20 protein-coding genes and 1 pseudogene are annotated in these 22,501 nt (G+C 63.4%); 9 read left to right on the top strand and 12 right to left on the bottom strand.

From position 1 onward, the window contains the following. Positions 1-604, top strand: a 604-nt coding sequence (locus AC1DO7_RS24900; protein WP_477116677.1) for an IclR family transcriptional regulator, incomplete at its 5' end; no start/stop codon positions are given. A 169-nt stretch (positions 605-773) separates the two neighbouring features. On the opposite strand, the gene AC1DO7_RS24895 is transcribed toward AC1DO7_RS24900, so the two are convergent. Continuing rightward, positions 774-2,243, bottom strand: coding sequence for an alginate export family protein (locus AC1DO7_RS24895; protein WP_477116676.1), 1,470 nt, complete (start codon positions 2,241-2,243; stop codon positions 774-776). Between the two features lie 196 nt (positions 2,244-2,439). Here AC1DO7_RS24895 and AC1DO7_RS24890 point away from each other — a divergent pair. Both AC1DO7_RS24890 and AC1DO7_RS24885 read left to right on the top strand, forming a co-directional pair. Next, positions 2,440-2,686, top strand: a pseudogene (locus tag AC1DO7_RS24890) (ISNCY family transposase); the annotation flags it as partial. Positions 2,687-3,386: 700 nt separating this feature from the next. Then, positions 3,387-3,851, top strand: a complete 465-nt coding sequence (locus AC1DO7_RS24885; RefSeq protein ID WP_441619487.1) for a hemerythrin domain-containing protein — start codon at positions 3,387-3,389, stop codon at positions 3,849-3,851. Positions 3,852-4,105: 254 nt separating this feature from the next. On the opposite strand, the gene AC1DO7_RS24880 is transcribed toward AC1DO7_RS24885, so the two are convergent. Genes AC1DO7_RS24880 through AC1DO7_RS24870 form a run of 3 tightly spaced genes read right to left on the bottom strand, consistent with a single transcriptional unit; the run spans position 4,106 to position 6,822 of the window. Beyond that, entirely contained in the window at positions 4,106-5,386 is a 1,281-nt protein-coding gene (locus AC1DO7_RS24880; protein WP_441619489.1) for an Nramp family divalent metal transporter, read from the bottom strand. A 48-nt stretch (positions 5,387-5,434) separates the two neighbouring features. Further along, a complete protein-coding gene (locus tag AC1DO7_RS24875; RefSeq protein WP_441619491.1) occupies positions 5,435-6,334 on the bottom strand; it encodes a class I SAM-dependent methyltransferase in 900 nt (299 codons plus the stop codon). Then, positions 6,331-6,822 (bottom strand): polyhydroxyalkanoate granule-associated phasin, encoded by a 492-nt coding sequence (locus AC1DO7_RS24870; protein ID WP_441619493.1) that lies wholly within the window; start codon positions 6,820-6,822, stop codon positions 6,331-6,333. The genes AC1DO7_RS24875 and AC1DO7_RS24870 overlap by 4 nt, the downstream gene beginning before the upstream one ends. Positions 6,823-7,751: 929 nt before the next feature. Here AC1DO7_RS24870 and AC1DO7_RS24865 point away from each other — a divergent pair. Continuing rightward, a complete protein-coding gene (locus AC1DO7_RS24865) occupies positions 7,752-10,670 on the top strand; it encodes an autotransporter outer membrane beta-barrel domain-containing protein (protein ID WP_441619494.1) in 2,919 nt (972 codons plus the stop codon). A 237-nt stretch (positions 10,671-10,907) separates the two neighbouring features. On the opposite strand, the gene AC1DO7_RS24860 is transcribed toward AC1DO7_RS24865, so the two are convergent. Then, positions 10,908-11,471, bottom strand: a complete 564-nt coding sequence (locus AC1DO7_RS24860; protein ID WP_441619497.1) for a PadR family transcriptional regulator — start codon at positions 11,469-11,471, stop codon at positions 10,908-10,910. Positions 11,472-11,727: 256 nt separating this feature from the next. Here AC1DO7_RS24860 and AC1DO7_RS24855 point away from each other — a divergent pair, with 256 nt between their 5' ends. From AC1DO7_RS24855 to AC1DO7_RS24835, 5 genes are all read left to right on the top strand, one after another. Beyond that, on the top strand, positions 11,728-12,636 hold the full coding sequence (locus AC1DO7_RS24855) for an NmrA family NAD(P)-binding protein (RefSeq protein ID WP_441619499.1): 909 nt from the start codon (positions 11,728-11,730) through the stop codon (positions 12,634-12,636). 26 nt (positions 12,637-12,662) lie between these two features. Then, positions 12,663-13,019, top strand: coding sequence for a YciI family protein (locus AC1DO7_RS24850; RefSeq protein ID WP_441619501.1), 357 nt, complete (start codon positions 12,663-12,665; stop codon positions 13,017-13,019). 98 nt (positions 13,020-13,117) lie between these two features. Beyond that, positions 13,118-14,500 carry an MATE family efflux transporter gene (locus tag AC1DO7_RS24845; protein WP_441619503.1) on the top strand — a complete coding sequence of 461 codons (1,383 nt, stop codon included), beginning with the start codon at positions 13,118-13,120 and terminating at the stop codon, positions 14,498-14,500. 164 nt (positions 14,501-14,664) lie between these two features. Beyond that, positions 14,665-14,874, top strand: coding sequence for a hypothetical protein (locus AC1DO7_RS24840; protein ID WP_441619505.1), 210 nt, complete (start codon positions 14,665-14,667; stop codon positions 14,872-14,874). Positions 14,875-14,963: 89 nt separating this feature from the next. Continuing rightward, the gene (locus AC1DO7_RS24835) at positions 14,964-15,434 is read left to right on the top strand and encodes a hypothetical protein (protein WP_441619507.1); all 471 of its coding nucleotides are present in this window, start codon (positions 14,964-14,966) and stop codon (positions 15,432-15,434) included. A gap of 150 nt (positions 15,435-15,584) precedes the next feature. On the opposite strand, the gene AC1DO7_RS24830 is transcribed toward AC1DO7_RS24835, so the two are convergent. From AC1DO7_RS24830 to AC1DO7_RS24800, 7 genes are all read right to left on the bottom strand, one after another. Continuing rightward, on the bottom strand, positions 15,585-16,394 hold the full coding sequence (locus tag AC1DO7_RS24830; protein WP_441619509.1) for an oxepin-CoA hydrolase, alternative type: 810 nt from the start codon (positions 16,392-16,394) through the stop codon (positions 15,585-15,587). A gap of 180 nt (positions 16,395-16,574) precedes the next feature. Continuing rightward, on the bottom strand, positions 16,575-17,033 hold the full coding sequence (locus AC1DO7_RS24825; protein ID WP_477116675.1) for a MaoC family dehydratase: 459 nt from the start codon (positions 17,031-17,033) through the stop codon (positions 16,575-16,577). A gap of 84 nt (positions 17,034-17,117) precedes the next feature. Beyond that, the gene (locus AC1DO7_RS24820; RefSeq protein WP_441619513.1) at positions 17,118-17,837 is read right to left on the bottom strand and encodes a hypothetical protein; all 720 of its coding nucleotides are present in this window, start codon (positions 17,835-17,837) and stop codon (positions 17,118-17,120) included. 263 nt (positions 17,838-18,100) lie between these two features. Continuing rightward, on the bottom strand, positions 18,101-19,063 hold the full coding sequence (locus tag AC1DO7_RS24815; RefSeq protein ID WP_441619514.1) for an NAD(P)H-dependent flavin oxidoreductase: 963 nt from the start codon (positions 19,061-19,063) through the stop codon (positions 18,101-18,103). Positions 19,064-19,348: 285 nt separating this feature from the next. Further along, complete coding sequence (locus AC1DO7_RS24810; protein ID WP_441619516.1) at positions 19,349-20,110, bottom strand: TetR/AcrR family transcriptional regulator; 762 nt, start codon at positions 20,108-20,110, stop codon at positions 19,349-19,351. 71 nt (positions 20,111-20,181) lie between these two features. Further along, positions 20,182-20,817, bottom strand: a complete 636-nt coding sequence (locus tag AC1DO7_RS24805) for a glutathione S-transferase family protein (RefSeq protein WP_441619517.1) — start codon at positions 20,815-20,817, stop codon at positions 20,182-20,184. Continuing rightward, on the bottom strand, positions 20,814-22,501 hold a 1,688-nt coding region (locus AC1DO7_RS24800), incomplete at its 5' end, for a class I adenylate-forming enzyme family protein (protein ID WP_477116674.1). The genes AC1DO7_RS24800 and AC1DO7_RS24805, both read right to left, overlap by 4 nt.

The raw sequence follows: 22,501 nt of genomic DNA, 5'->3' as shown, positions 1-22,501 counted from the left end.
GCTGTTCACCATGCGCGAGGCTGGCTATCTGTTGCGTACGCCGAAGTCGCGCCAGTTCTACCCGACGGCACGCCTGAGCGATGTCGCGCAGCGTATCGCCGCACTGGACCCGCTGCATGCGTTCGCGACCGAGGCGCTGGAGATTCTGACCAAGGAGTCTGGGGAGACTTCGTTGTGCGGTTACCTGGAGGGCAACCACGTCAAGATCTTTGCCTGCCAGGAGAGCCCGCATGCGTTGCGCTACGTCGTGCGGCCCGGAACGGTCTATGACCTCCACTCGGCCGCGCTGGGCAAGGCCATTCTCGGGGCCATGCCGAAGACGGAGCGGGATGCGCTGATCGACGCCCTGCCCTTGCCGGCGGTCACTCCCAACACCATTCGCGACGTCAGCGTCCTTCGCAGCGAAATTGAGAAGTGCGCTCGTGAGAAATGGTACCTGGCCAAGGACGAAGGCAGTCAGGGCGTCGCCGCCGTGGGTATCGCCGGCGAGGTCGGTGGCAGGTTGACTTCACTGTCACTGGTGGGACCCACGCAGCGGGTCGAAGATAATCTCGACCGATACGTGGCGATCCTGCTCGATGCGCGCAAGGAGTTCTTCCCCTGAAGGCGGAGTCTCGCGGGCCAAATGGATAGCGCAGGATTCTCCGTCCGTGCGCGATAAATTCCGCGCCTGGCAAGGAGCACCGCATCATCGAATGCGAGGGGGGCTTGCACTGCTGTGTGGTCCCGCTGGCAGCCTTGCCATCGATGTAGCGAAGGAAATCTGCGGCCTGCTAGAACTTGTAGCCAGCCGAGACATAGGTGAAGTTAGTGTTGTGGCCGCCAACGCTGCTCAGGACCTTTGCCACGTCCACATGCACGATGCCGGCATTGATGGCTATATGCCGGTTGACTTGCCAGGACAAGTCGACAGAAAGCTGACTGCCCGTGTAGCGACCAGGGCGTCCCGCCGTACCGGCGATCGGAGTGGCTATCGCCGTATAAACTGCGTCGTTTGTCGTCTCTCTCCAAATGAAGTCGCAGGCGATGGTGATCTTGACCCGCTCATTGGGTCCCAGCGTTACGGATGGCTGTACGTCCAGCACGTTGGAAGCGCCGAGGAGACCGGCTTGATTGAAGTACGCAAGTTTTGGAAACAGGCCACCATAGGTACCAAGCCGGCCATCGCGGGAGTCATGGTCGCCGCTCCCCGCAGTGGCCTTGAAGCCCCCGCGGAGCTTCCAGTCGGCGACGGGAAATGTATAGCCGGTGTCCGTTGAGAACCCCCACGCCCGGATGTCTTGTTGGCCAAGGCTTCCGAATTGTGCCAGGGCCTCCCAGTCCCAATCCCAGCCCTTGCCGCTGCCGAAGATGCGCGCGCCGATCGAATGCCGTCTCTCGACACCAGCTCCTGCGCTGTACAGCGCTCGGCTGTTTTCGAAGCCCAGATAGTAGACATCGAGGCCGGATGCGGGGATGAAGCTCCTGGGAAAGGTCGTATACAGGCCCCAGAAGCCCTGCGCATGATTTGGATGGTCGTCGAAATTGCCCGTCTGCAGGAGAACCGGACGTGTGACGAAAGCATCGATGCGCACCTTGTCGACCGCGCCCCCCAGGCGAACGCCATCGAAAGCGCGACGGACGTTTGGCGCATCCCGAACCGAAACGAGGCGTTGCGATCCCAATGCCATCTCCTGACGGCCGATTCGCAAGTCGGGGTCGSCATTCGCGTCGCCCGTCAGTGGTGCCCTAAAGTCGACGAAGGCTTGCTGTACGTCGAGGCGGTCGACATAGGGCGGTGCCGCCGCGGTCTTGCCCGCTGCCAGTTGATTTCCCAGTTGAAGAAAGCCGCGGAAATAGTCACCGGCACGCAGGTCGGCGTGGAGCAGCAGGCGATGAAGCAGGTATCCGTCGGCGGATTTGCCCGGCACCCCGAAGTTGGCCTCGGAGTAGTTCTCAAACCGCTCCCGCAACTCGCCGCCAAGGCTTAGTGACCAGTCATGCGGTCCAATCGGGATGTATTTGACAGGATCCCAAAGATCGCCGCGATGAGTGGGATCCCGAAGGTATGTGAAATCCTCATCGTAGCGTAGCAACTTGTACGGCGGCGGCGCGCTGCCTGGAGCGACAAACGTCTGCTGGGCAACTGCATCGTTCGCGAGAATAAGAAACCCCAGGCTGGCAAGTATCGATTGAGCAATACTGTACTGCCCCACTTGGCGAACCAGCCGCCGGCTAACCGCCTGGACAAGTTTTGTCATCATGGGCATTCCGCATCGCAAGGATTCGCCGGCGACCGCTGAGATACCGCGTCAGCACAAGAATAGGATTGCGAGAGCAAGATCACCAGAAGAACCGGGTGACCGATTCGCCTTTACCTTCCTGCAGCCGGCCARGGCCTGGATGCGGGCTTTGAGGAGCGTGTCGCGTGCCCCTCAAAGCGGGATTCAATCCGCGCGTGGCTACACCCAGTTCGGGCGGGCCGCTGTTCGAGCTCAATATCGACATCCTGTGCGCCAATTCCAGCCCCGCCAAGAGCCGTGTCGAGCGGATGAATGGCACCTTGCAGCAGCGCCTGGTCAAGGAACTGCGGCTGCGCGGGATCAGCGCCATGCCAGCCGCCAACGTCTTTGCGCCAGCCTTTATCGCCGACTTCCATGCTCGCTTCGCCAAGCCGCCGCGCAGCGACTTCGATGCTCACCGGCCGCGGCCCCGCACCGGCCGTCCGGACTAGTCGCCTTGCTGCTGGCAGGCGGTAGATTCGCGGTCCTGGATGCCGGGACCGAGGTGCCGCCGAACATGCGCCCCCCCTTTGTGGAGGCGTCGCCATGGCGCCCCAGCGCGGCTGCAATTGCTCCGCTATCACTTGCCGGGCGTGCTGCCTTTCTGCAAAAACCTGGTAAATATTGCCACCGTCTATTGCACCAAACTTCCGCAAATGAACAAGGTCTTCATCGCAGGTAGCGCTGCGTGGCCTGTTGGTGCTCCGACAACCATGCAAGTAGTCGTGGGACGATTGGCTGGACCAAATAATGCTTCGCTCTGGCTGCCATGCCGGGACTAGCCTGCCCCGGAAAGCGCGGGATAGGCCGATATCGACCGGCTTCATGGGCGGCCGCTGCAAGGGACCGGCGGCGCCACGATCGACCAGGCCCGGGACGCCAAGTGCCGTTAATCCGGTCATTCCATACTGCGGCGCGCGGCCGGCTGACAGCGCAAGGCAAGCGTGCGGCTTCCAATGCGATGACGGAAGGCGCGAGGCAGATGATGGCGGCCTGGACCGATGGGATGACAACCACGAAGCCGGTGAAAAGGCGCAAGCGCCGTTGAGCGCGCTTGACGCTCCGCGCAGCAATACCCCAACAGTGCGCATCCGCAGTGCGCAACTTTCCCCTACGGAGGTCCTCATGGACAAGTCAAAAATACCCGTTGAACAACGCACGACCCTCGGCCTCCTGATGGATGACCATCGTGCCGTGAAGAAGCTCTTCAAGCAATTCGAAGCCACCAAGGCCGTCGCAGAAAAACACGCGATCGCCACGGAGACATGTCAGAAGCTGTCAGTCCATGCGCAGATCGAGGAAGAGATCTTCTACCCTGCCCTGCGCGGCGTGTCGGAGAAGCTTGACGACATGCTTGATGAAGCCAAGGTCGAGCATGGCGTGGCGAAGGCACTGATTGCCAAAATCGAAGCGGGAGACCCGGACATGCTCGATGCGAACTACAAGGTCTTGACCGAGTATGTTGGCCACCATGTCGAGGAAGAGGAAAGCGAACTCTTTCCCGCGGTGATCAAGGCAAAGATCGACCTTCGCGAAGTTGCCATGCAACTGGAGGCACGGAAATCGGAGCTGCTGGGCGAGCCAGCGTGAGTGAGGATGGCTCTCTGCGGCGTTGCGTTTGGCTTGCGATGGACTGAGATGCCGTTCGTGTTTTCGTTCTGGCCGCGTTGCCACGGATGCTGAGGAACGCAGTAGACCTTGATGTCCGTGGCCACGATGAAACGCTTGTGGATCTGGATCTGGATCTGGCGTGGCGCCAGGCATGCAGCCGATCCACGATACCGCCTGTCCCGCACTGCCGGCTGAGCTTACCACCCGCGCAATGTGCCGGGCGCTTCGCCGGACTAGACAAACAGGGTGACGATGAGGCCGACGACAGACAGCGCCATGGCTGCCGTGGCAACCCAGCCGACCGCCTGAAGCCACGGCGACGAGCAGAACGAGCCCATGACAGCCTGTCGTCGCGAGAGCAACTGCAACATGATCATGACGGGTACGGCGGCCACGCCATTGAGAACCGCACTCCAATAGAGCATCTTGAATGGATCGAACGGCAGGAGGCACATCGCGGTGCCGGCCACCATCACACCGGTCAACACCAGGTAGAACCATTTGGCACCCGCCGGCTTTTCTTCAAGACTGCGCCGCCACCGAAACGCTTCGGCCACCGCATACGCCGCGGAGCCGGCCAATACGGGCACCGCGAGCAGCCCGGTTCCAATGACACCGGCGCAGAACAGCGCTTGCGCAAAACGACCTGCGACGGGCACCAGCGCTTTTGCTGCCTGGGCTGTCGTCTGTATCTCGGTCACCCCGTTGGCGTGAAGCGCAGCCGCCGCTACGATCATGATGAAATAGGCGATCGCCGCGGACACAACCATGCCCACCGTCGTGTCAAATGTGATACGGGACAGGTGATAAGGCGCTTGCATCGGGGCGTCCTTGAGCGGCCTGGCCTTTGGCTCAAGATCTACTTCCTCCACCTCCGAGGCGGCCTGCCATACGAACAGATATGGGCTGATGGTGGTGCCGAAGACCGCGATCAGGGTTGTGAAGAACTCCTTGGACCAGACTACGCGCGGCATGAACGTGCCCCGCAGTGCAGCGCGCCAATCGACGTGGAGCAGGAAGGCCGCGAAAACGTAGACAAGTAGTGAGAGTGCCAGCCATTTGAGATAGGCGGAATAGCGCCGGTACGGCAAGAACAGTTGGACCAGCAGCGAGAACAGCGCAAACAAATAGACGTACAGGATATAGGAGCCGCCCGCCAGAAGCTTCATGCTTTGCCCCATGGCAGACACATCGGCGCCCACGTTGATAACGTTTGCCAGCACAACCAGGACCGCGAAGGGGAGCGCCATCAGCGGGGAATAGTGTTTGCGGATATTCGACGCAATGCCGCGGCCTGAAACGCGTCCGAGTCGCGCACTGACCAGTTGGATGCCAATCATGAGCGGCAGCGTCAGAGGAATGGTCCATAGCATCAGGTAACCGAACTGCGCGCCTGCTTGAGAATAAGTAGCGATCCCGCTCGGATCGTCGTCCGAGGCGCCGGTGATCAGGCCGGGACCGAGCCGATTCACGAGAAAGCTCCGCCGATTCTTGGTCGTCCTTGTCACAGGCATTCGCCCTCCTTCTGACCGCGGTCCGATCTGCCGCCGCGACGGAGCGCTTCATTGACGGTTCCTTCTGGTCAGCTTCACATGCACAACGAATGGCATCTGCCGGTTGGTCATCGGGTTGAGGCGGAGCAAGTCTTCGGCGAGTTTGGGCCACCCACGCGGTGTTCGGTACTCAAGCACGCGCAGGGAAGAGATCCCGGGTGACCAGGTACGAAGCCGCGCCTCTATCTCATCCCTATCGACACCCCAAGGCATCGGAGGCAGGCGATAGCCGGACGTGAGCATGACGCCCCAGTCCGTTAATTGGGCGAACCAGCGCGGAACGGCGTCGAACGCTATTTCGGCACCTGGAACACGATTTGCTATGTGAATAAAAATGCCCTTCACCGCCTCCGGCTCAAGATACATGAACAGGCCTTGTGCGACGATAAACACCGGAGTGCCCGGTTTGATTCCGTCTGCCCAGCGCGCCTCGCAGGCACTCGACGTGACGTGGCGAAACCGTGCGCACGATGGTAGAAAGCGCTCCCTCAGCTTGATCGCGGACGGAAGGTCGACCGTAATCCAACTCATTCGGCCGTTGTCGACACGATGCGCTTGCGTTTCCAGGCCTTCACCCAGGGAAATGATCAGACCGTCAGGATGCCGCTCGAGCCAGCGCTTCAATAAGCGGTCGAACTCCACGGCGCGCGCAGAGAATGAGCCAATGGGCGTGCCGAAGCGGCCGGCGAAGTCATATTCCAGGGCGTCGCAGATGCGCACGCTATGGGGGTCTGCAATGATACTGTCAGCGCGGCGCGCTTCGCATGCGCGGTCGTATAGCGTCCATAGCATGGTTTCCGAAACCCCTTCGAGGGTCGGCGAGATCTTGATTCCGTCTTCGATGCTACTGGTCGCACGTCGCTCGCCGTTGCTCGCGAGATGTGCTTTCGCGGTCCGGACAGCGTTCATGGCGCCCCTAGGCGTTTCGCGTTGGCCGTCGCCCGGACGTGGATGGGTGCGAGAACCTCCTGCATCAGACATGTCCCCCAGTTGGTGAGCTGCAGCGGACTGGCGGGATGGTCGCAAGCCACTTTAAAGAACGCCTCCTGACGCTCGAGCCACTGAGATGTTGAGCGGCTGGCTACCAGCGTGGATGCCGCTGCGGAGGCGGCCCAAAAGTGATTTGTGGTCTCGCTCGCCAGCACCACGGTCAGGCTGAGCAAGCCTGCGCCCAAAGCACCTATCGACTCGGACGCGGCCTCGCCCTTCTCTCGGCCCATGAGGCTAAACTCGTGCGGGTCCCGCTCGTCCGGAGCCACCAAAGCCTTTGCCATGCGAGCCGTGCGAACAGAAACGACTTCGACGGTCGCGTGGAGCAGTTCAAATATTTCAGTGTAGAGGCGCGAGAAGTTCGAAGACGCGTCCGTGACAGACTTCGAGAGAATCGATGAAGGCATAAGGGGTTCCCAGGGCAACGCAGTGGAAAGGCGACTCGTGGCGGAGGAGAAAAGTCAACGCCGAGCTTTGCGCATCGGCGCTCCGAACTCCCGCGCAGGATCTATGCCATGCGCGCCCTATCGGGCACACGACAGCGGTGGCTCGAAGCAAGCCGTACGGAGCGTGCAAATGAAGGGCACCGTCTGCCAGGCCACCTGCCCAGATAGTAGCCTCGGCCGGTCAGTTAGCCATCTTTTTGTAGAAAATGCCGCAACGCAGCAACGTTCGTTGAAAAGCGGTGAAATGACGTCCAGGCTTGAGGACGCGTTGTTCGTTTGACCGGTTAAACGAACAAGGATGGAACTGGCAGCACATCCGAATCCAGGCGCTCAATATTTTCGTGGGCACTGTATATACATACAGTGCACTGGATCGCGAGGACTCAACCGCCAAATTTTCCCCGCCGCCGTTTGGCGAGGCAGTGGAGGTCATCATCCAGACCAACCCCGGGACATGTCCCGGGTGTTTCTCGGCCTCGCATCGGATTGTCGAAAAAAGCGCGAGGCGGTCCGCGGACCGGACAGGATCCGGCATTCACACCGGCGCGCCTTCGGGTCTCCAGGGCAGCGGCCCACTGCCCCACATCCTCAGCCACTAAAGAATTCCGCGTCGCTGCCGATAAGCGGGTGCAGCAACGCTGCGTCCGGCGTCGGCGAACTTTCGCAGCCAGAGCGCGGCCCCTTCTGTGCCCAGAAGCAACCGGGCGTGGAGCCCTCCACAACCTCGGATGCGGGCGTGCGCCGGGCGCAAAGCGAACGGAGCTACCAGCGGCCCCATCACGCGACAACCGGAGAGGCAAGACGGTCAACAAGAAAACAAAGAAATCACAAAAAACAATCAAGCGGCAAGTCTACTTCGCAATTTACCGATCACCGGGTCCTCGTAAGACATGAAACAGCATCGCAGCATTCGAGGGCAGGCACGCCCTGCCATCCGCAGCACCTCAGCAGCATCCACCCTGTGCGCGGCCACGCCGCCGTCCATACCCCGCTCGATCACCAGTGCCGCGCTGGTGGCGCTGGGCGCGATCGCGTCGATGCCGGCCCTGGCCGTGCCGCCGGCATGCGCGCCCCTGGGCGCGAACACCGTCGCCGGCTCGATGGCCCAGACCTGCGTGCTGGGATCGGCCGGCAGCGTGAACGTCACCTCGCCGAGCGGGCTGATCAGCGTGGCGGGCGCCGCCGGCGTCTCGGTGACCGGGCCGCTTCTCTCGCGCGCCATCAACATCGAAAATCACGGGCGGATCGAGAGCATCGGCACGGCCGGGATACCTGCCATGCCGACGCCGATGAACAACGGCGGCAGCGCCACCGCAATTACTGTCGTCAGCAACAGCGCCACGTCGGACACGCTGGGCGGCATCCTGAACGTCGCCGGCGGCACCATCGCCGCGTCCGGCGGCAACGGTGCCATGGGCATGCCGGGCCTCGACAACGGTGCCGGTGGGGCCGCCACCGGCATCAGCATTGCGACGGCCAAGGTCGGTAACATCACCAACCAGGGCGGCATCGCGGCTACCGGCGGCGCCGCTTTTATTAGCGGCGGCATTCCGATGCCGGGTACCAGCCCCGGCGCAGCCACCGGCATCAACCTCCAGTCGGCAACGGTTGGCGCGCTGGTCAACGATGGTGCGGCAAGTTCGATCACCGCCACCGGCGGCAACGCCATTGGCGCCGGGATATTCGGCAGCGCCGGCGGCTCTGCGACCGGCATCAATATTGGCGCCAGCACGGTGGCGTCGATCCGCAACGACGGCACGATCACCGCGACCGGCGGCACGGGCACGGTCCTCGCGGGGCTGCCGGGCATCAGCCTGGGTGGCATGGCATACGGCATCAACGTCCAGAACAGCACGATCACCGGCAGCATCAACAACAACGGCACCATCAACGCCACGTCGCCAGGCGGTTCGGGGACCGGCATCAACGTCGTGAACAGCACGATCGACGCGATCAACGTGGCCGGCACGATCAATGCCGCCAACGCGATCTCGATCGACACGGCCAGCACGATCACGCACGGCGTGAGCCTGACCGGCACACTCAACGGCGCTGTCTCGCTCGGCAACGCCATGCTCAACATCGACCTGAACAGCGCCGCGGTGACGGGCGCAGTCAACGGCAGCGCCAATTCCGTGGTCAATGTCAACGGCACGTTCACGTCGGGCAATACGTTCAATGTCGGCACGTTCAACATTGCCGAAAACGCGGTGTTCAACCAGCGCCACACGGTGAGCGCATCCGCAGGCGTGAACAATGCCGGCACGCTGGCGGTCGCGGCCGGCACCACCGCTACCATCGCGGGCAACTACACGCAAGCGGCGGGCGGCGTGTTCCAGACCGGCATCGGTGCCAACGGCGCGTACGGCAAGCTGGCCGTCACCGGCACCGCCGATATCTCGGCCAGCAACAAGATCGGCGTGAACGTCATCGGCGCGCCATCCCTCGTCGCCGGCACCAGCGTGCAACCCGGCGTGCTCACCGCCGGCACCCTGGTGGCCGGCCCGGCCCTGACGGTGACCGACAACAGCGCGCTGTTCGACTTCATCGCCACCCGCAACGGCAATGCCGTGGACCTGTGCGTTGCCCGCGCCGGCGCCACCTCGTGTTCGGCCGCGCCAGTCACGCCGACGTCCCCGACGCCACCGCAGGAGCCAACGCCCACCCCCGCGCCCGTGATCACCGTGGTGAGCAGTGTCACCGGTGCGCGCAACACGCCAGGCCTGGGCGCCGCGCAGGTCCTGGACGCGCTGATCTCGCAAGGCTCGTCGGCCCCGGCTGCCATGGCTCCGGCGATCACGGCGCTGGGCACCTTGTCCACGGAGCAAGCCGTATCGGACGCCGTCAAGCAGACCCTGCCGCTGATGACCGCCGGCATGACGGAAGTCAACAGCGCCGCCATGCACGCCACCAACCGCGTGATCCAGTCGCGTCAGGAAGCCAACCGCGGCTTGTCCTCGGGCGACGAGTTCGTCTCCGACCGCCAGCTCTGGTTCAAGCCGCTAGGCTCGTGGGCCAAGCAAAGCGACCGCGACGGCGTGGCCGGCTACAAGGCCAACACCTACGGCATGCTGCTCGGCGCCGACGGCGTGGTCAGCGACAAGGTGCGCGTGGGCAGTGCGTTCTCCTACATGCACAGCCGCATCGACGGCAACTCGCCGGTGGCGGCGCAAAGCGCCAGCGTCGACGGCTACCGCCTGATCGGCTACGGCAGCTACAGCCTCGATGCCAGCACCGACATCAGCGTGCAGGCGGACGTGGGCACCGGCCATAACGAAGGCCAGCGCAACATCAACTTCGGCGGCCTGAACAGCCGCGCGTCCTCCAGCTACAACAGCTGGAACGCCCACGTCGGCGTCGGCCTCGGCCGCATGCTGAACCTCGCGGCGAAGACTACCGTGACGCCGTCCGTGCGCGCCGACTACACGTTCATCCAGGATGCGGCCTACACCGAGAACGGCGCGGATGCGCTCAGCCTGGCGGTCGGCAAGAACTCGACGCGCGAGCTGATCCTGTCCACCGAAGCCCGCCTGAACCAGGGCATTACCGAGCACGCCATGTTCACGGCCAACCTCGGTTTTGGCTACGACGCGATGGCGGGCCAGTCGGCCATCACCGCTTCGTACGTCGGCGGCGGCGCGCAGTTCGTCACGCGCGGCATGTCGCCGGCGCGCTGGCTGGCACGCGGCGGCCTCGGCTTCGTCGTGACCAACAGCAAGGCGATGGAAGTGAGCGTGCGTTACGACGCCGAGGTGCGCGACCGCTTCACCAACCAGACGGCATCGGTGAAGTTGCGCCTGCCGTTCTAAGCCAGCGCAGTGACGGGGAGAACGCCGGGAGGCGTGCTCCCTTGTCTCCCTTGTCTGCCTTGTAGGAACCTCATCCCCCGATCGAGCAGTCCAGTTCGAGCGCCACGAACGCCGTCGCCGGCGGCTCGTCTCACCGTGGGCACCAGTGGGCTTGCCGCGCAATATTCTCCTGCCCGACCCCGGCTCCATCCTGTCGGACATACTCCAAGGCGCGCCAGCCTGGGTTCGGGCGGGGCCTCAGGCTGGCCTGCGGGCGATCATTTCCTCCACCTCGTCACACCAAGCGATATAGGCCTGTTCGGCCAGCACGCCGCGGCGTGTCACCAGCAGCGGTCCAGGCTGCTGCTCGGTCAGCACGGCCTGCCTTGCGAGAAAGAACTCAAGCTGGGCCTGGTGGTCCGAACGCACCTCGCGGATCTGCTGCAACGCTGTCTCGCGCGGCAGCAAATCGAAGCACAACACCCGCAGTATCTGTTCGTCCTTGATGGCCGGGCGCGGTGAACCTTTCGCCACCCAAGCCGTCAGCTTCTCGCGTCCAGCATCGGTCATGCTGTAGATCGAGCGTTCCGGCCCGCGCGTTCCCGGCAAGCGCTCCGATTTGATGAGTCCATCCGTCTCCAGTTCTCGCAAAGCCGGGTACACCGAGCTGTGCTCTACCGACCAGCAATGCTGGCCCGCCATCTGCAGCCATTTGGTCAGTTCGTAGCCGGAACGTGGCTGGCTATGTATCCCGGCAAGAAGAACATGCTTCAGCGGTTTTTCCTTGCTTGCCTTGGCTTCCTTCAGATCACTCACTCGCATTGCTCCTTGATTGCGTCAAACGCGCACGCGGGATGACTATGTTTTTTTTGACATAGTCAAAAAACCGTGACACTATGTATTTTTCCACATAGCCGATTTTACCCTATTCGCCGGCCAGCGACTGCGCCAGGCGTAGCAGCGTCGACCGGGTGCGGCCGCCTCCGAGCGCCAAGGTTGCCTGGCCGAGGCGGCGCCGGCAGGTGCCGACAGCATCAGCTACACCGGCTTCACTTCGCTCATTGATACAAGGAAGACAATGATGTCCCAAGAAACCATCCTCGTCACCGGCGCCGCCGGCAGCGTCGGCTCGACCGCGCGCGCGGCCATCGGCATCCTGCTGGAGCAAGGCCATCGCGTGCGCGCCATGGTGCGCAAGCTCGACGCGCGCGCCGACATGCTGCGTGACCTCGGCGCCGAAGTCGTGGTCGCCGACATGCTCGACATAGTCGCCGTGCGCACGGCCATGCGAGGCTGCTCCGTGGTGTATTTCACGATGTCGGTATCGCCCACATACCTGGAAGCAGCCGCCACCGTCGCGGTCACAGCCAAAAGCCTGGGTGTGAAGGCCTTCGTCAATCTGTCGCAGATGACGCTGTCACAGATGAGCGAGACAGAGACCACCGGCAGCCCGCAACAGCAGCAGCACTGGCTCGCGGAGCAGATGCTGCGCTGGTCCGGCCTGCCGGTGGTCTACCTGCGCCCAACCGCTTTCTTCGAAGGCTTGTTCCTGCCGGCAGCCAAGGGCATCCGCGACGACAACGCCATCCGCCTGCCGTTCGCCGACGGCAAGACCTCGCCGATCGCCGCCGCCGACGTAGGGGCTGCCGCCGCTGCTGTGCTGGCCAACCCAGAGCCGCATATCGGCAAGATCTACGAATTGACCGGCCCCCAGTCGCTGACGATGGCCGAGCTCGCGCAGGAGTTCAGCGGCGCTCTGGGCCGCACCATCCAATACCTCAACGTCCCACCGCAGATCTGGGAGGCCAAGCTCCAGGAGTTCCAGCAGCCGGCGCATCTGATCTCACACCTGGTCATCATGGCCCAGTTGCATCGCGACAACCGCTACGACCGTATGACCGACACCTTCCAGCAGTTAGTCGGCCGTGCGCCGATTTCCGCCGCCGAATTCGCTCGCCGCCACGCGGCCGCGTTCACGCCTGCCTGATCCTCCCTTTCAAAAAGGAAGCAACGATGGAATTTGTTCTCGCTTTTCAACAGCCACCGAACAGCTATGAAATCCACGCCGATCCGCTCAAAGGGCAGCAAGTCTCGCTAGCGTGGAAACAATATATGGACGCCATGGCGGGCGCCGGCGTCATGCGGGTCGGCACCCAGCTCGATCCGCGCAACGCCAGCACCGTGCGGGTGCGGGACGGCCAGCGCCAGGTCCAGGATGGCCCATCTCCGGACGGGCACGCACTGTTTGGCGGCTTTGTGGTGATCAATGTCGAGACGCTGGAGGAGGCTTTGAACTGGGCTGAACGCAGCCCCAGCTCATCGGCCGGATACACGGAAGTCATCCCGGTCGTGCCGATTATCCGCGGGTAGGCGGGTAGGCGCGTAGGCGCGCGTCGGCGCTTGCATATGGCACTGTCATCGCCCGGCCATTGTCGGGCGGTCCCTTCTTCTTGGCTTACATAAAAATCATGTCCGCTACTCTTGCTAGTCAGGCCGAGAAGATGTCTCCGCCTCCTGACAACCTGCCGGCCAACAAACTGCTCCACGGTCCGCTGTTGTCGACATTGATCCGCCTTGCCTTGCCGACAGTCGTCGTGCTGTTCATGACGACCTTGCTCAGTGTCGCCGAGACCTATTTTGTCAGCTCACTGGGCCTGGAAGCGATTGCCGCTGCATCGCTTGTGGTTCCCGTCACGGTGCTGATGGCCACGATGGCGAGTGCCGGCATCGGCGGCGGCGTGTCCTCGGCCATCGCCCGCGCCACCGGCGCCCGCCGCCGGGACGAGGCGGAAAGCCTGGCTTGGCATGCGGTGGTCATCGCCGCCATAGCAGGCGGACTGTTCTCCCTGGTGGTGGTGCTGGCCGGCCCGGCTCTGTACCGCAGCCTTGGCGGCAGCGGGCCATCGCTGGACCAGGCGGTGCGCTACTCTAACCTCCTGTTCGGAGGTGCGATCCCATTCTGGATATTGTTGCTACTGCAGGCGGCGTTGCGCGGAGCCGGCAACGTCAAGGTGCCGGCGATGATCATACTGGGCGGCGCGGTCGCCGGCCTGATACTGTCACCGGTGCTGATCAACGGCTGGCTGGACGCGCCGCGCATGGGCGTGGCGGGCGCCGGCGTCGCCCAAGTGCTGTGCAATATCGCCGCGCTGAGCGTTGTGGTCCTCTACATGCGTTCGCCCTCGTCGACGCTGCGCCTGCGTCGCTATCCCCTGCAACGTAAGCATTTCAGCGCGATCCTCGGCGTCGGCTTGCTGTCGGCGATCAACGCCGTCATGTCGGCCATGTCCGTCACCGCACTGACCGCTGCCGCCGGCGCCGTGAGCGTCACCGCCATCGCCGGCTACGGCATTGCCTCCCGCCTGGATATGCTGCTGGTGCCGGTGATGTTCGGATTCGGAACCGCGGCGATCACGCTGGTTGGCACGAACCTGGGCGCAGGCAACGTGGCGCGTGCCCGGCGCGCGGCGATGGTGAACGTGCTGTTCGTTGCCGGCGTGGTTGGCATAGTCGGGCTCGTTGTCTCCCTCTTCCCGCAGCTGTGGCTAGGCCTGTTTACCAGCGACAGCACCGTTGTGGCGGCCGGCGCAGGATACCTGCATGTGGTAGCGCCGTTCTACGCGGTGATTGGCGTGATCTTCGAGCTCTACTTTGCAGGTCAGGGGGCACAACGCATCCTCTGGCCGATGATCGCAAGCGTGGTGCGCTTCGTATTTGCGCTGGCTGCCATGGTGCTGGTCCTGCAAGGTTACGCGAGCCTGCATACCGCTTTCGTACTGGTGGCCGCCAGCATTGTCGTGGCAGCGACCATCAGTCTGCTTGGATTTCTGCGGACCCGCTGGGACCGCTAGACACCAGGGCATTGGCCAGGCCGCTCAACTGGCCGCGCCTGCCCGGGGGCCTCGGGCGGCGCTCGCAGGTATGCGTGCAGCCGCTGGCCAACCGCTCATGAAACCTGCGTTCTACAAGATTCCTGCTGCAGGCAGTCCTTTCCTATTCAACCAAGGGAGTTCAGATGATCCGCACACGCATGCCAATGCTGGCGATTACAGTCGCCGCTTTCGCCGCTGCCGCCAGCGTGGCTTTGGCCACGGTCAATGACCACACAGGGGGGCCACCGGCCGGCACGGTTCAGCCGAACGGCAATGCCCGCAGCGAACTTGCGGGCGACCCGCTGGACAACGCGCGCGAAGCCGACGGCACACTCTACGGGTATCGCGTCTGAGGGCGCGTCTGGAGACTGGTCATCTGCGACCCGCCCGCGTTCTGCCGCGGGCGGACATTGAGAGCAATCGAGGTGCGACGGGGGCATGGATGAAGACAGGTGGCCTTGGGAATCTGGCAGTTGCATTGGACGCGGCGCTCGACAGGCCGGCTATCCGGCTGCTGCGGCTGCTGCGGCTGCTTCGCTGCAAGCTGCGGTGGTGGGCGAAGTATCTGATCGCCCTGTTGCCGGTTTCCCTCACCTACCTCGGCTGGTGGCTGGTGGCCTTGCTCGAGCCGTTATCCGACAGCAAGGGAAGGCCCAAATGCCTCTACGACTGCCACGGGCCCGGCACCGACCTGACGTGGCTTACTGGCTTCGGCTTCTTCATGATGTTCGTGTGCATCTGTGTTGCTACCCGGCACTCATGCGGGCTCGTCATTCGCACGGTTGCAGAGGAATTCGCCATGCGCGACAGCCCCAGGCCACCCGCACGACGGTACGGGTGTGGCGGCCGCATTCTCCTTCGCCCGCAGCATGGCGACGTTCTTCCTTCGAAGTCGCCTCACAGCCCGGATTGAGTCATGCGCGCCCGGAAGCGCAATGGGGAAGTCTCTTCTCGCAAAGAGTGGTGGCCCCTTCCCTCATGCTCACCCGCATTGCCAGGAACCCGAAGCTGCCCGGGGAGAAAAGCATGGCGGGGCCTGGCGGCGGCCCCGGTGGCGATGTGCTCAGCCAGCTGCGCCGCGGCGCACGCTGGCAAAATCCACGGGCCGCTTCTCCAGAAATGCAGCAATGCCTTCGGCGGCTTCGGCGCCGCCCTGGGCCACGGCCATCGCGATGCGCTCGGCTTCCAGCTGGTCGTCGAGCGTGCGCTCATGGGCATGCCGGCACAGCGCCTTGATCGCCCCCATTGCCTGCCGGGGCCCTTGCGCAAGCCGCGCCGCCAGCGCGATCGCCACCGCGCCGGCTTGCCCGGCCTCGACCAGCTGGTTGACGACGCCGAACTGCTGCAACTGCTCCGCCGTGATGCGATCGCCGGTCAACGCCAGCTGCGTCAGCAACTGCCGCGGCAGGCTCTGCGCCAGGAGGCCCGTAATGCCGCCATCCGGCGTCAGCCCCACTTTCACATAGGCAATCGAAAAGGCGGCACCGGCGGATGCCACGAACAGGTCGCAAGCCAATGCCAGCGAGAAACCCGCGCCCGCCGCGCCACCATCGACTGCCGCCACGATCGGCTTGGGAAAGTCGCGCAGCTTGCACACCACGTCGTGCAGGTGTCCCAAGCGCTCGATGCGCTCCTCATAGGTCAGTTCCCGCCGCTTGCTGATCAGTTCCAGGTCACCGCCGGCACAGAAGTAATTGTCGGCGCCGGTCAGCACGATCGCGCCAATCTCCGGATTGTCCGCGGCAGCGGCCAGTGCGGCACGGATGTTGTCATAGAGGTCTGCCGCGATGGCGTTGCGCTTACCGGGATTGTTGATGGTGAGCACCAGCACGCGGCCGTCCGTGTGCTGCAGCAAAGAGGAGAAGGTGGTCATATCGTGAATTCTGTACGCGGGGCGAGGTTTGATCAGCCGGCAGTCTGTCGGGCAGCGCGCTGCCCCTCACGGAGCTGCGGGTGGCAATAGGCCATGCGACTCAACGGGAGTCGGCCGCGCGTCGTAGCGGCCTCCCATGGCGCAGGCATCGGGTATCAACTCTTCATGGCGCTCCCCCGTCTACGCGTTGCCAGTGGGACGGCACCGCACGACCAGGTTGACGACGCCGGCCTGCACGGGTTCGTCATGCTGGTTGAAGGTTGTGATGCGTACTTTCACGATGCCTTGGTCAGGACGCGACTTGGACGTCCGCACCTCCAGGATCTCGCTCTCGACATGCAATGCATCTCCAGGCCGCACCGRCTTGGGCCAACGCAGCTCCTCAAAACCCGCCCCGATGATGCCGCCCGCGGGCCGGAGTTCGCCGTCGACGAGCAAGCGCATGGTCAGCGCCGCTGTATGCCAGCCGCTCGCGGCCAGGCCGCCGAACAAGGTATCGCGGGCAGCCGTTTCGTCGAGATGGAAAGGCTGCGGGTCGAACTCGGCAGCGAAGGACTTGATCCTGTCCAGTTCGACGGGCAGCCGCCCTGAACCGTATTTCTGGCCCGGCGCCAGATCCTCGATGTATTGGATGTTCATGTTTGCTCCTACATATTTCCGCGCATGGCCGACCGTCTGGCGGGCGATGCCACATCTGCGCGGCAGCCGCGGTCTCGCACGTCCTCAGCCAAAGCGAAAATGGCTGAGATCGATCGAGACCAGCAGCAGGTCGCGGATCGGTTGCAGGTCGGGGCCACGCAAATAGGCACGGCGCCTGGTCGGAAAACGAAGGCCGTTCACCTCCACGATATCGTGGACATATTGCGCAGCCGGGAAGCCGCCCGCGACATCGACATGGTAGTCATGCCTGCGCAGCAGCAAGTCGTCGCCGAAGTAGAAATCCTGCACATTGCCATGGCTGGCAATGTGGTCGGGAAACTGCGCGCGCAACCCACGCCAGAGCTCCCTGCCCTCCCGCCATGGCGGGATCTCGGTGACATCGAACCCAGGCATCGCCATGAGAAAGGGCGTCGTCAGGTACGTCCACATCGCGTAGCCATTAAAGTATGCCCGGTGCAGCGGATCCCACGGCGTGTCCATTCCGTGGCCGGCGAACGAGGCCCTGGGATTGGCGCGCTCGCGAACGGTCGCGCCCGAGGTGGTCTCGATCGCTATCCGGTCTGGCCTGAAGGCAGTGCGCCAGTCCTGCTGCCCGAACGGAAAGACGGAGGCGGTTTGCTCGTGGAGCGCAACTGTCATCTCACGGGGAGTGGGGTCCTGCACCAGGCCCTTCATCCCCCACAATCCCCCGCCAGTAACGAGCGTCGCCGTCACCGAACTCAGTTTGTTCCATCGTTCAAGGCCACCATGTGCCTCAATGACTTCTGCCAACAGCTTGTTCAAGTGCAACTCCTTTGATCGCCCGAAAGATCCGGGGGCCGTGAGACCGGCCGCGACAAGTCGTCAATCAGCATCTTGCGGGTCCCTCGCGCGGCCACCGCTGGCCGCGCAGGAAAAGGCCGGGTCTGGCCACTTTTGTCGCCTGCGCGACTTGTTCTGGCGGTCGCCGGCTAGTTGCCTTCATGATAATCAGCGGAACTTTCAAATTGCAAGTTTCGCTGCTCCTCGTCGCTCCTTGGTGGGGAGAACGATTCGCGGTACCTGCCTTACAGCGAAAGACGATTGCGCGCCTGCTTGTACTCTTCCCGGAAGCGGCCAATCAGGTCGGCAGCGGGGACCACTTCCTTGATTGCCCCGATGCCCTGTCCTGCGCCCCATACGTCCTTCCAGACCCGGACCTTCGCATTGCCGCCCGACCCGAAGGTCATCGCCGAAGGGTCGGATTCAGGCAACTCATCCGGATCAAGGCCGGCTGCCACGATGCTCTTGCGCAGATAGTTGCCATGCACGCCCGTGAACAGGTTCGTGTAGACGATATCGGAAGCAACACTCTCGACCACAGCCTGCTTGTAGCCATCGACGGCGCTGGCTTCTTCTGTGGCAATGAAGGCGCTCCCTATGTAGGCAAGGTCAGCGCCCGCTGCCTGCGCCGCCAGGATGGCATTGCCGCCGGCAATCGCCCCCGATAGCAGCAGAGGACCATCGAACCACTCGCGGATCTCCTGGATCAGCGCAAAGGGGGACAGCACGCCGGCATGTCCGCCGGCACCCGCCGCCACGGCGATCAGGCCATCGGCCCCCTTCTGGATCGCCTTCCTCGCGAAGGTATTGTTGATGACATCGTGCAGCACGATCCCGCCCCACCCATGCACGATATCGTTGATTTCCTCACGTGCACCGAGCGAGGTGATGACGATCGGAACCTTGTATTTTTCGCATATCGCCATGTCCGCTTCGAGGCGATTGTTGGACTTGTGAACGATCTGGTTGACGGCATACGGTGCGGAAGGACGATCCGGATGCCTCGCATCGTGCTCGGCCAATTCCGTCGAGATCCTGTCCAGCCATTCGTCGAGCGCGCCCTCGGGACGCGCGTTCAGCGCGGGAAAGGAACCGACGATTCCGGCCTTGCATTGGGCAATGACGAGATCCGGATTCGAGATGATGAAGAGCGGCGAGGCGACGACGGGAAGCGAAAGGCGATTCGCGAGGACGGACGGTAGAGCCATGGTTTTCTCCGAAGCTAACACACTGTGTACAGGCRCACGGCCTCATCTTAACACCGGTAATATAGATTGCAAGTCGTTGCATGCCGCAGACCGCCGAACGACATGCCATCAGGCGACCCTAAGCGTTGGCAAGTTGTCTTTCCCGCCAGGATTGAAAACCAGATCGCCAGGGCAAGCGCATGCAGAAGCCCCCGCGCGGCGATGACCGAACAGGGTGGTTCCGAAAATGCGTTTGGCGTGCTGAGCCAGGAAGCTGGCCAGCGAGGAGAAGAGCCGGCGTTCCGGCTAGATGCCAATCCGGCCCTTGATGCCGGAAAAGATGAGATCGAGTGCCTGGTTGACCAGTTGCTCACGGCTGACTTTCGGCGCGCCCCAGGGGTTGATCCTCTTTTCGATGATCAGCGTCGCGACGCCATGCATGGACATCCATGCGACGCGGGCTACTTCATGGGCCTTGTCCTCGTCCGTGTTGCCGTTCTCGGCAAGGTATTCGGCGGTAGCCCGAGCGACCGTCTGGTACGACTGGCTCGCCGCTATATCGAGTTCGGCGTGGGACTCCGCCGAGAATAGTTGCGGGGCGAACATCAGATGGAACAGCGTGGGGTGCAGCTTCGCAAAGGCCACATAGGACGACAACAGCGAGCGCAGCCGCTGCTCGGGGGACATGCTCGGGCGCAGGTGCGAGAGACGGAATTCCGTGAGATCACGGAAGCCGCTGGCCGCGATGGCCGCAAGCAAGCCTTCCTTGTTGCCGAAATGGTGCCGGGGCGCGACCTGCGACACGCCGACGCTGCTGGCAATACGCCGCAGACTCAACTCCGCCAGGCCGACTTCCTTGAGCTGTTCCTTGCCGCAACGCACCAGCTCTTCCCGGAGGTTGCCGTGATGGTAAGGGCGCGCCCCGGCCAGCTCCGCGCTCTCTGCGTTTGCCGCGCGGGCGCGTTTCGCAGCGGGAGGATCGGCCGCGCCTTCTTCGTTTTTCGCCGGTTTGCGCGCCGCGGTGGTCTTTGTCCGGACCGCGCGCCTGGCTCGTGCAGTGTCTTCCATGTCGGCGATCTTAACACTAGTCAGGTTGGGGAAAGACAACTTCCACCCGGCGATATCCGGCCCAAGGTTTGCTATGCTGCCTCGTTTTCCGCGCTGGATTCGGCAAGCTGCGCCCGCTGGTATCCGGCCCTGGCCCGCAGGCGTTCGTAGTAGCGTGCGACGGCCACCGGAAACTCATTCTCCAGGCCGTTCATGGCCGCGAACTGCAGCGCGTAGCCAATCGATATATCCGCAGCTGTGAAGCGATCCCCGCAGATGTATTCCCCCTCGCCTACGATTGCCTCGACACCGCGCAATCTCCCCAGGAAAAACCGCTTGTAGTCGGTCGCCGCCTGCGGCAGCTTGCGCGCATCCGGCTCGAGGCGGGAGTAGCGCATGAAGACGGCCAGGGGAAATGTGAGGGTGGCTTCCCCGAAGCTCAGGAAGTTGAGGTAGCGGGCGTACGCAGCGTCGCCAGGCCGGATGCCAAGCCGGTCCGGCGCATAGACGTCGGCCAGGTACTGGCAGATCGCGCTCGACTCGGTCATCCTGACGGCCCCGTCGATAAAGAGCGGGACTGTCCCGAGCGGGTTGACCGTCAGGTACTCCCTGGCCCGGACGCGCGGCGGGAACGGAAGCAGGTGAAGCGCGTAGGGAATCTGGAGCTCTTCAAGCATCCATAGCGGCCGGAACGACCGCGACCTCGCACAGTGATAGAGCTCCCTCATTCCCGGCGCTCCTCGCTTTCAAATGCCGTGCGCGGCGCGCCCTGGCCCGCTTGCCCGACGCCGCCTGATGCAGCCCATTCCCGCAATGTCGCCTTGGCAAGCTTGCCGATGCCGATACGGGGTAGCTTCGCCACCACGTGGATTTCCTTCGGAATCTTGAAGCGGGCGATGTTGCGCGAACAGTGCTCGAGAATCGTGCCGGGCAGCGCCTGCGCCTGGTCGTCCGACAGCCCGGCCGCCTGCCCGACAAACGCCACCACGTATTCACCCTGCATCTCGCTCGCCTTGCCGACGACTGCCACCTCGCGTACACCGGGGACTTTCAGGATGACTGCTTCGACCTCGGCGGCCGACACGTTCTCGCCGCGCACCTTGATCACATCCTTGACGCGATCGGTGAACTCGAACCATCCTTCCTCCTTGAGGCGGACACGGTCGCCGGTGATCAGGAAGCCCTGATCATCGAAGGATGCATCGGTCGCCGCGACATCGCCATCGTATTCCCGGAAGATCGACAGCCCGCGCACCCCCTTCACCAGCAGGTTGCCCGCTTCGCCAGGACGGACCGGAGAACCATTGTCATCGACAACCTTGACGCCGCAGAAAAGGCTCGGGCGTCCGATGCCTCCCGTGAGCGCCCCCTGCTCCGGCCGGGAGACCAGCACCTGGATCAGCACCTCCGTCATCCCCCAGCCGGCAACCATGTCGACGCCATAGTGGGCCATCGCTGCACGGTCGTGCGTGGAAGTCACCCAGCGGCGGAATGCGTGGTCAGGAACCGGCTCGGCCCGCAGGGCCGCCAGCGTGAAGTGAACGTGCGAGCCGACGGTCGCCCGGTGTTTCATCGCCACGGGCCAGTATCGGCTGCGGGAGAAGCCGGGCTGGAGAACGATGGTCCCGCCTGCCCACATGGTCGAGAAGAAGCACCACGAGAGGCCCACGACATGGAACAGCGGGAGAAAGAGCAAGTGGATATCGTCCTCCCGGATTTCCYGCTGCCGGCAATTTGCTTCCGCCGCCCAGAGCACATTGGCATGCGTCCACATGACCCCCTTGGGCCGGGAGGTCGACCCGGTGGTAAACATCACCGATGCCGGCGCGAGAGGGTCCGCGATGCGTTGCGGAAGCGGCTCGCCGATTAGCGAGGAAAAGGGCACCATTCGATCCGTCTCTGCGCGCGAGTGCGAATCTGCCGGCCCCTCATCGACAACGGCAATCCATGACAGGCCCGGGCAGTGCTCCGCGAACATGTCCGCGAACTTAGGCTGCGTGACCGCGCAAACGGCCCCTGAGGACTGCGCAAAGTACGCCACCTCCGGACCGGCCGCGAGCGGGTTTGTCGCCACACATACGGCGCCCGACCAGGCGCAGGCAAAGCGCATCAGTATCGTCTCAGGGCAATTCTCCATATGGACGATCACCCTGTCTCCCGGCTTCACCCCACGCGATGCGAGACCGCCGGCGAGCTTCCGGACGAGGTCGAGAAACGCCTCATACGTATAGGTGCGCCCCTCTGCGTCCATTGGCTCCCAGACCAGGAACGGATGGGCGCCGCGGCGACGAGCGAGTTCGACGAGCCACGATGCGATGTCGCAGCCTTCATAGGGATTCGCCAGATCCATGCCCGGCTGCCCAACTGCCAATGACGTCATGTTGCCTTCCTCTTCCTTGTGCTTCCTGTGCG

The organism is Cupriavidus sp. 05N40 (assembly GCF_056397305.1).
The sequence above is the reverse complement of the archived record's forward strand: the minus strand, read 5'-3'. Positions and strand labels throughout refer to the sequence as shown.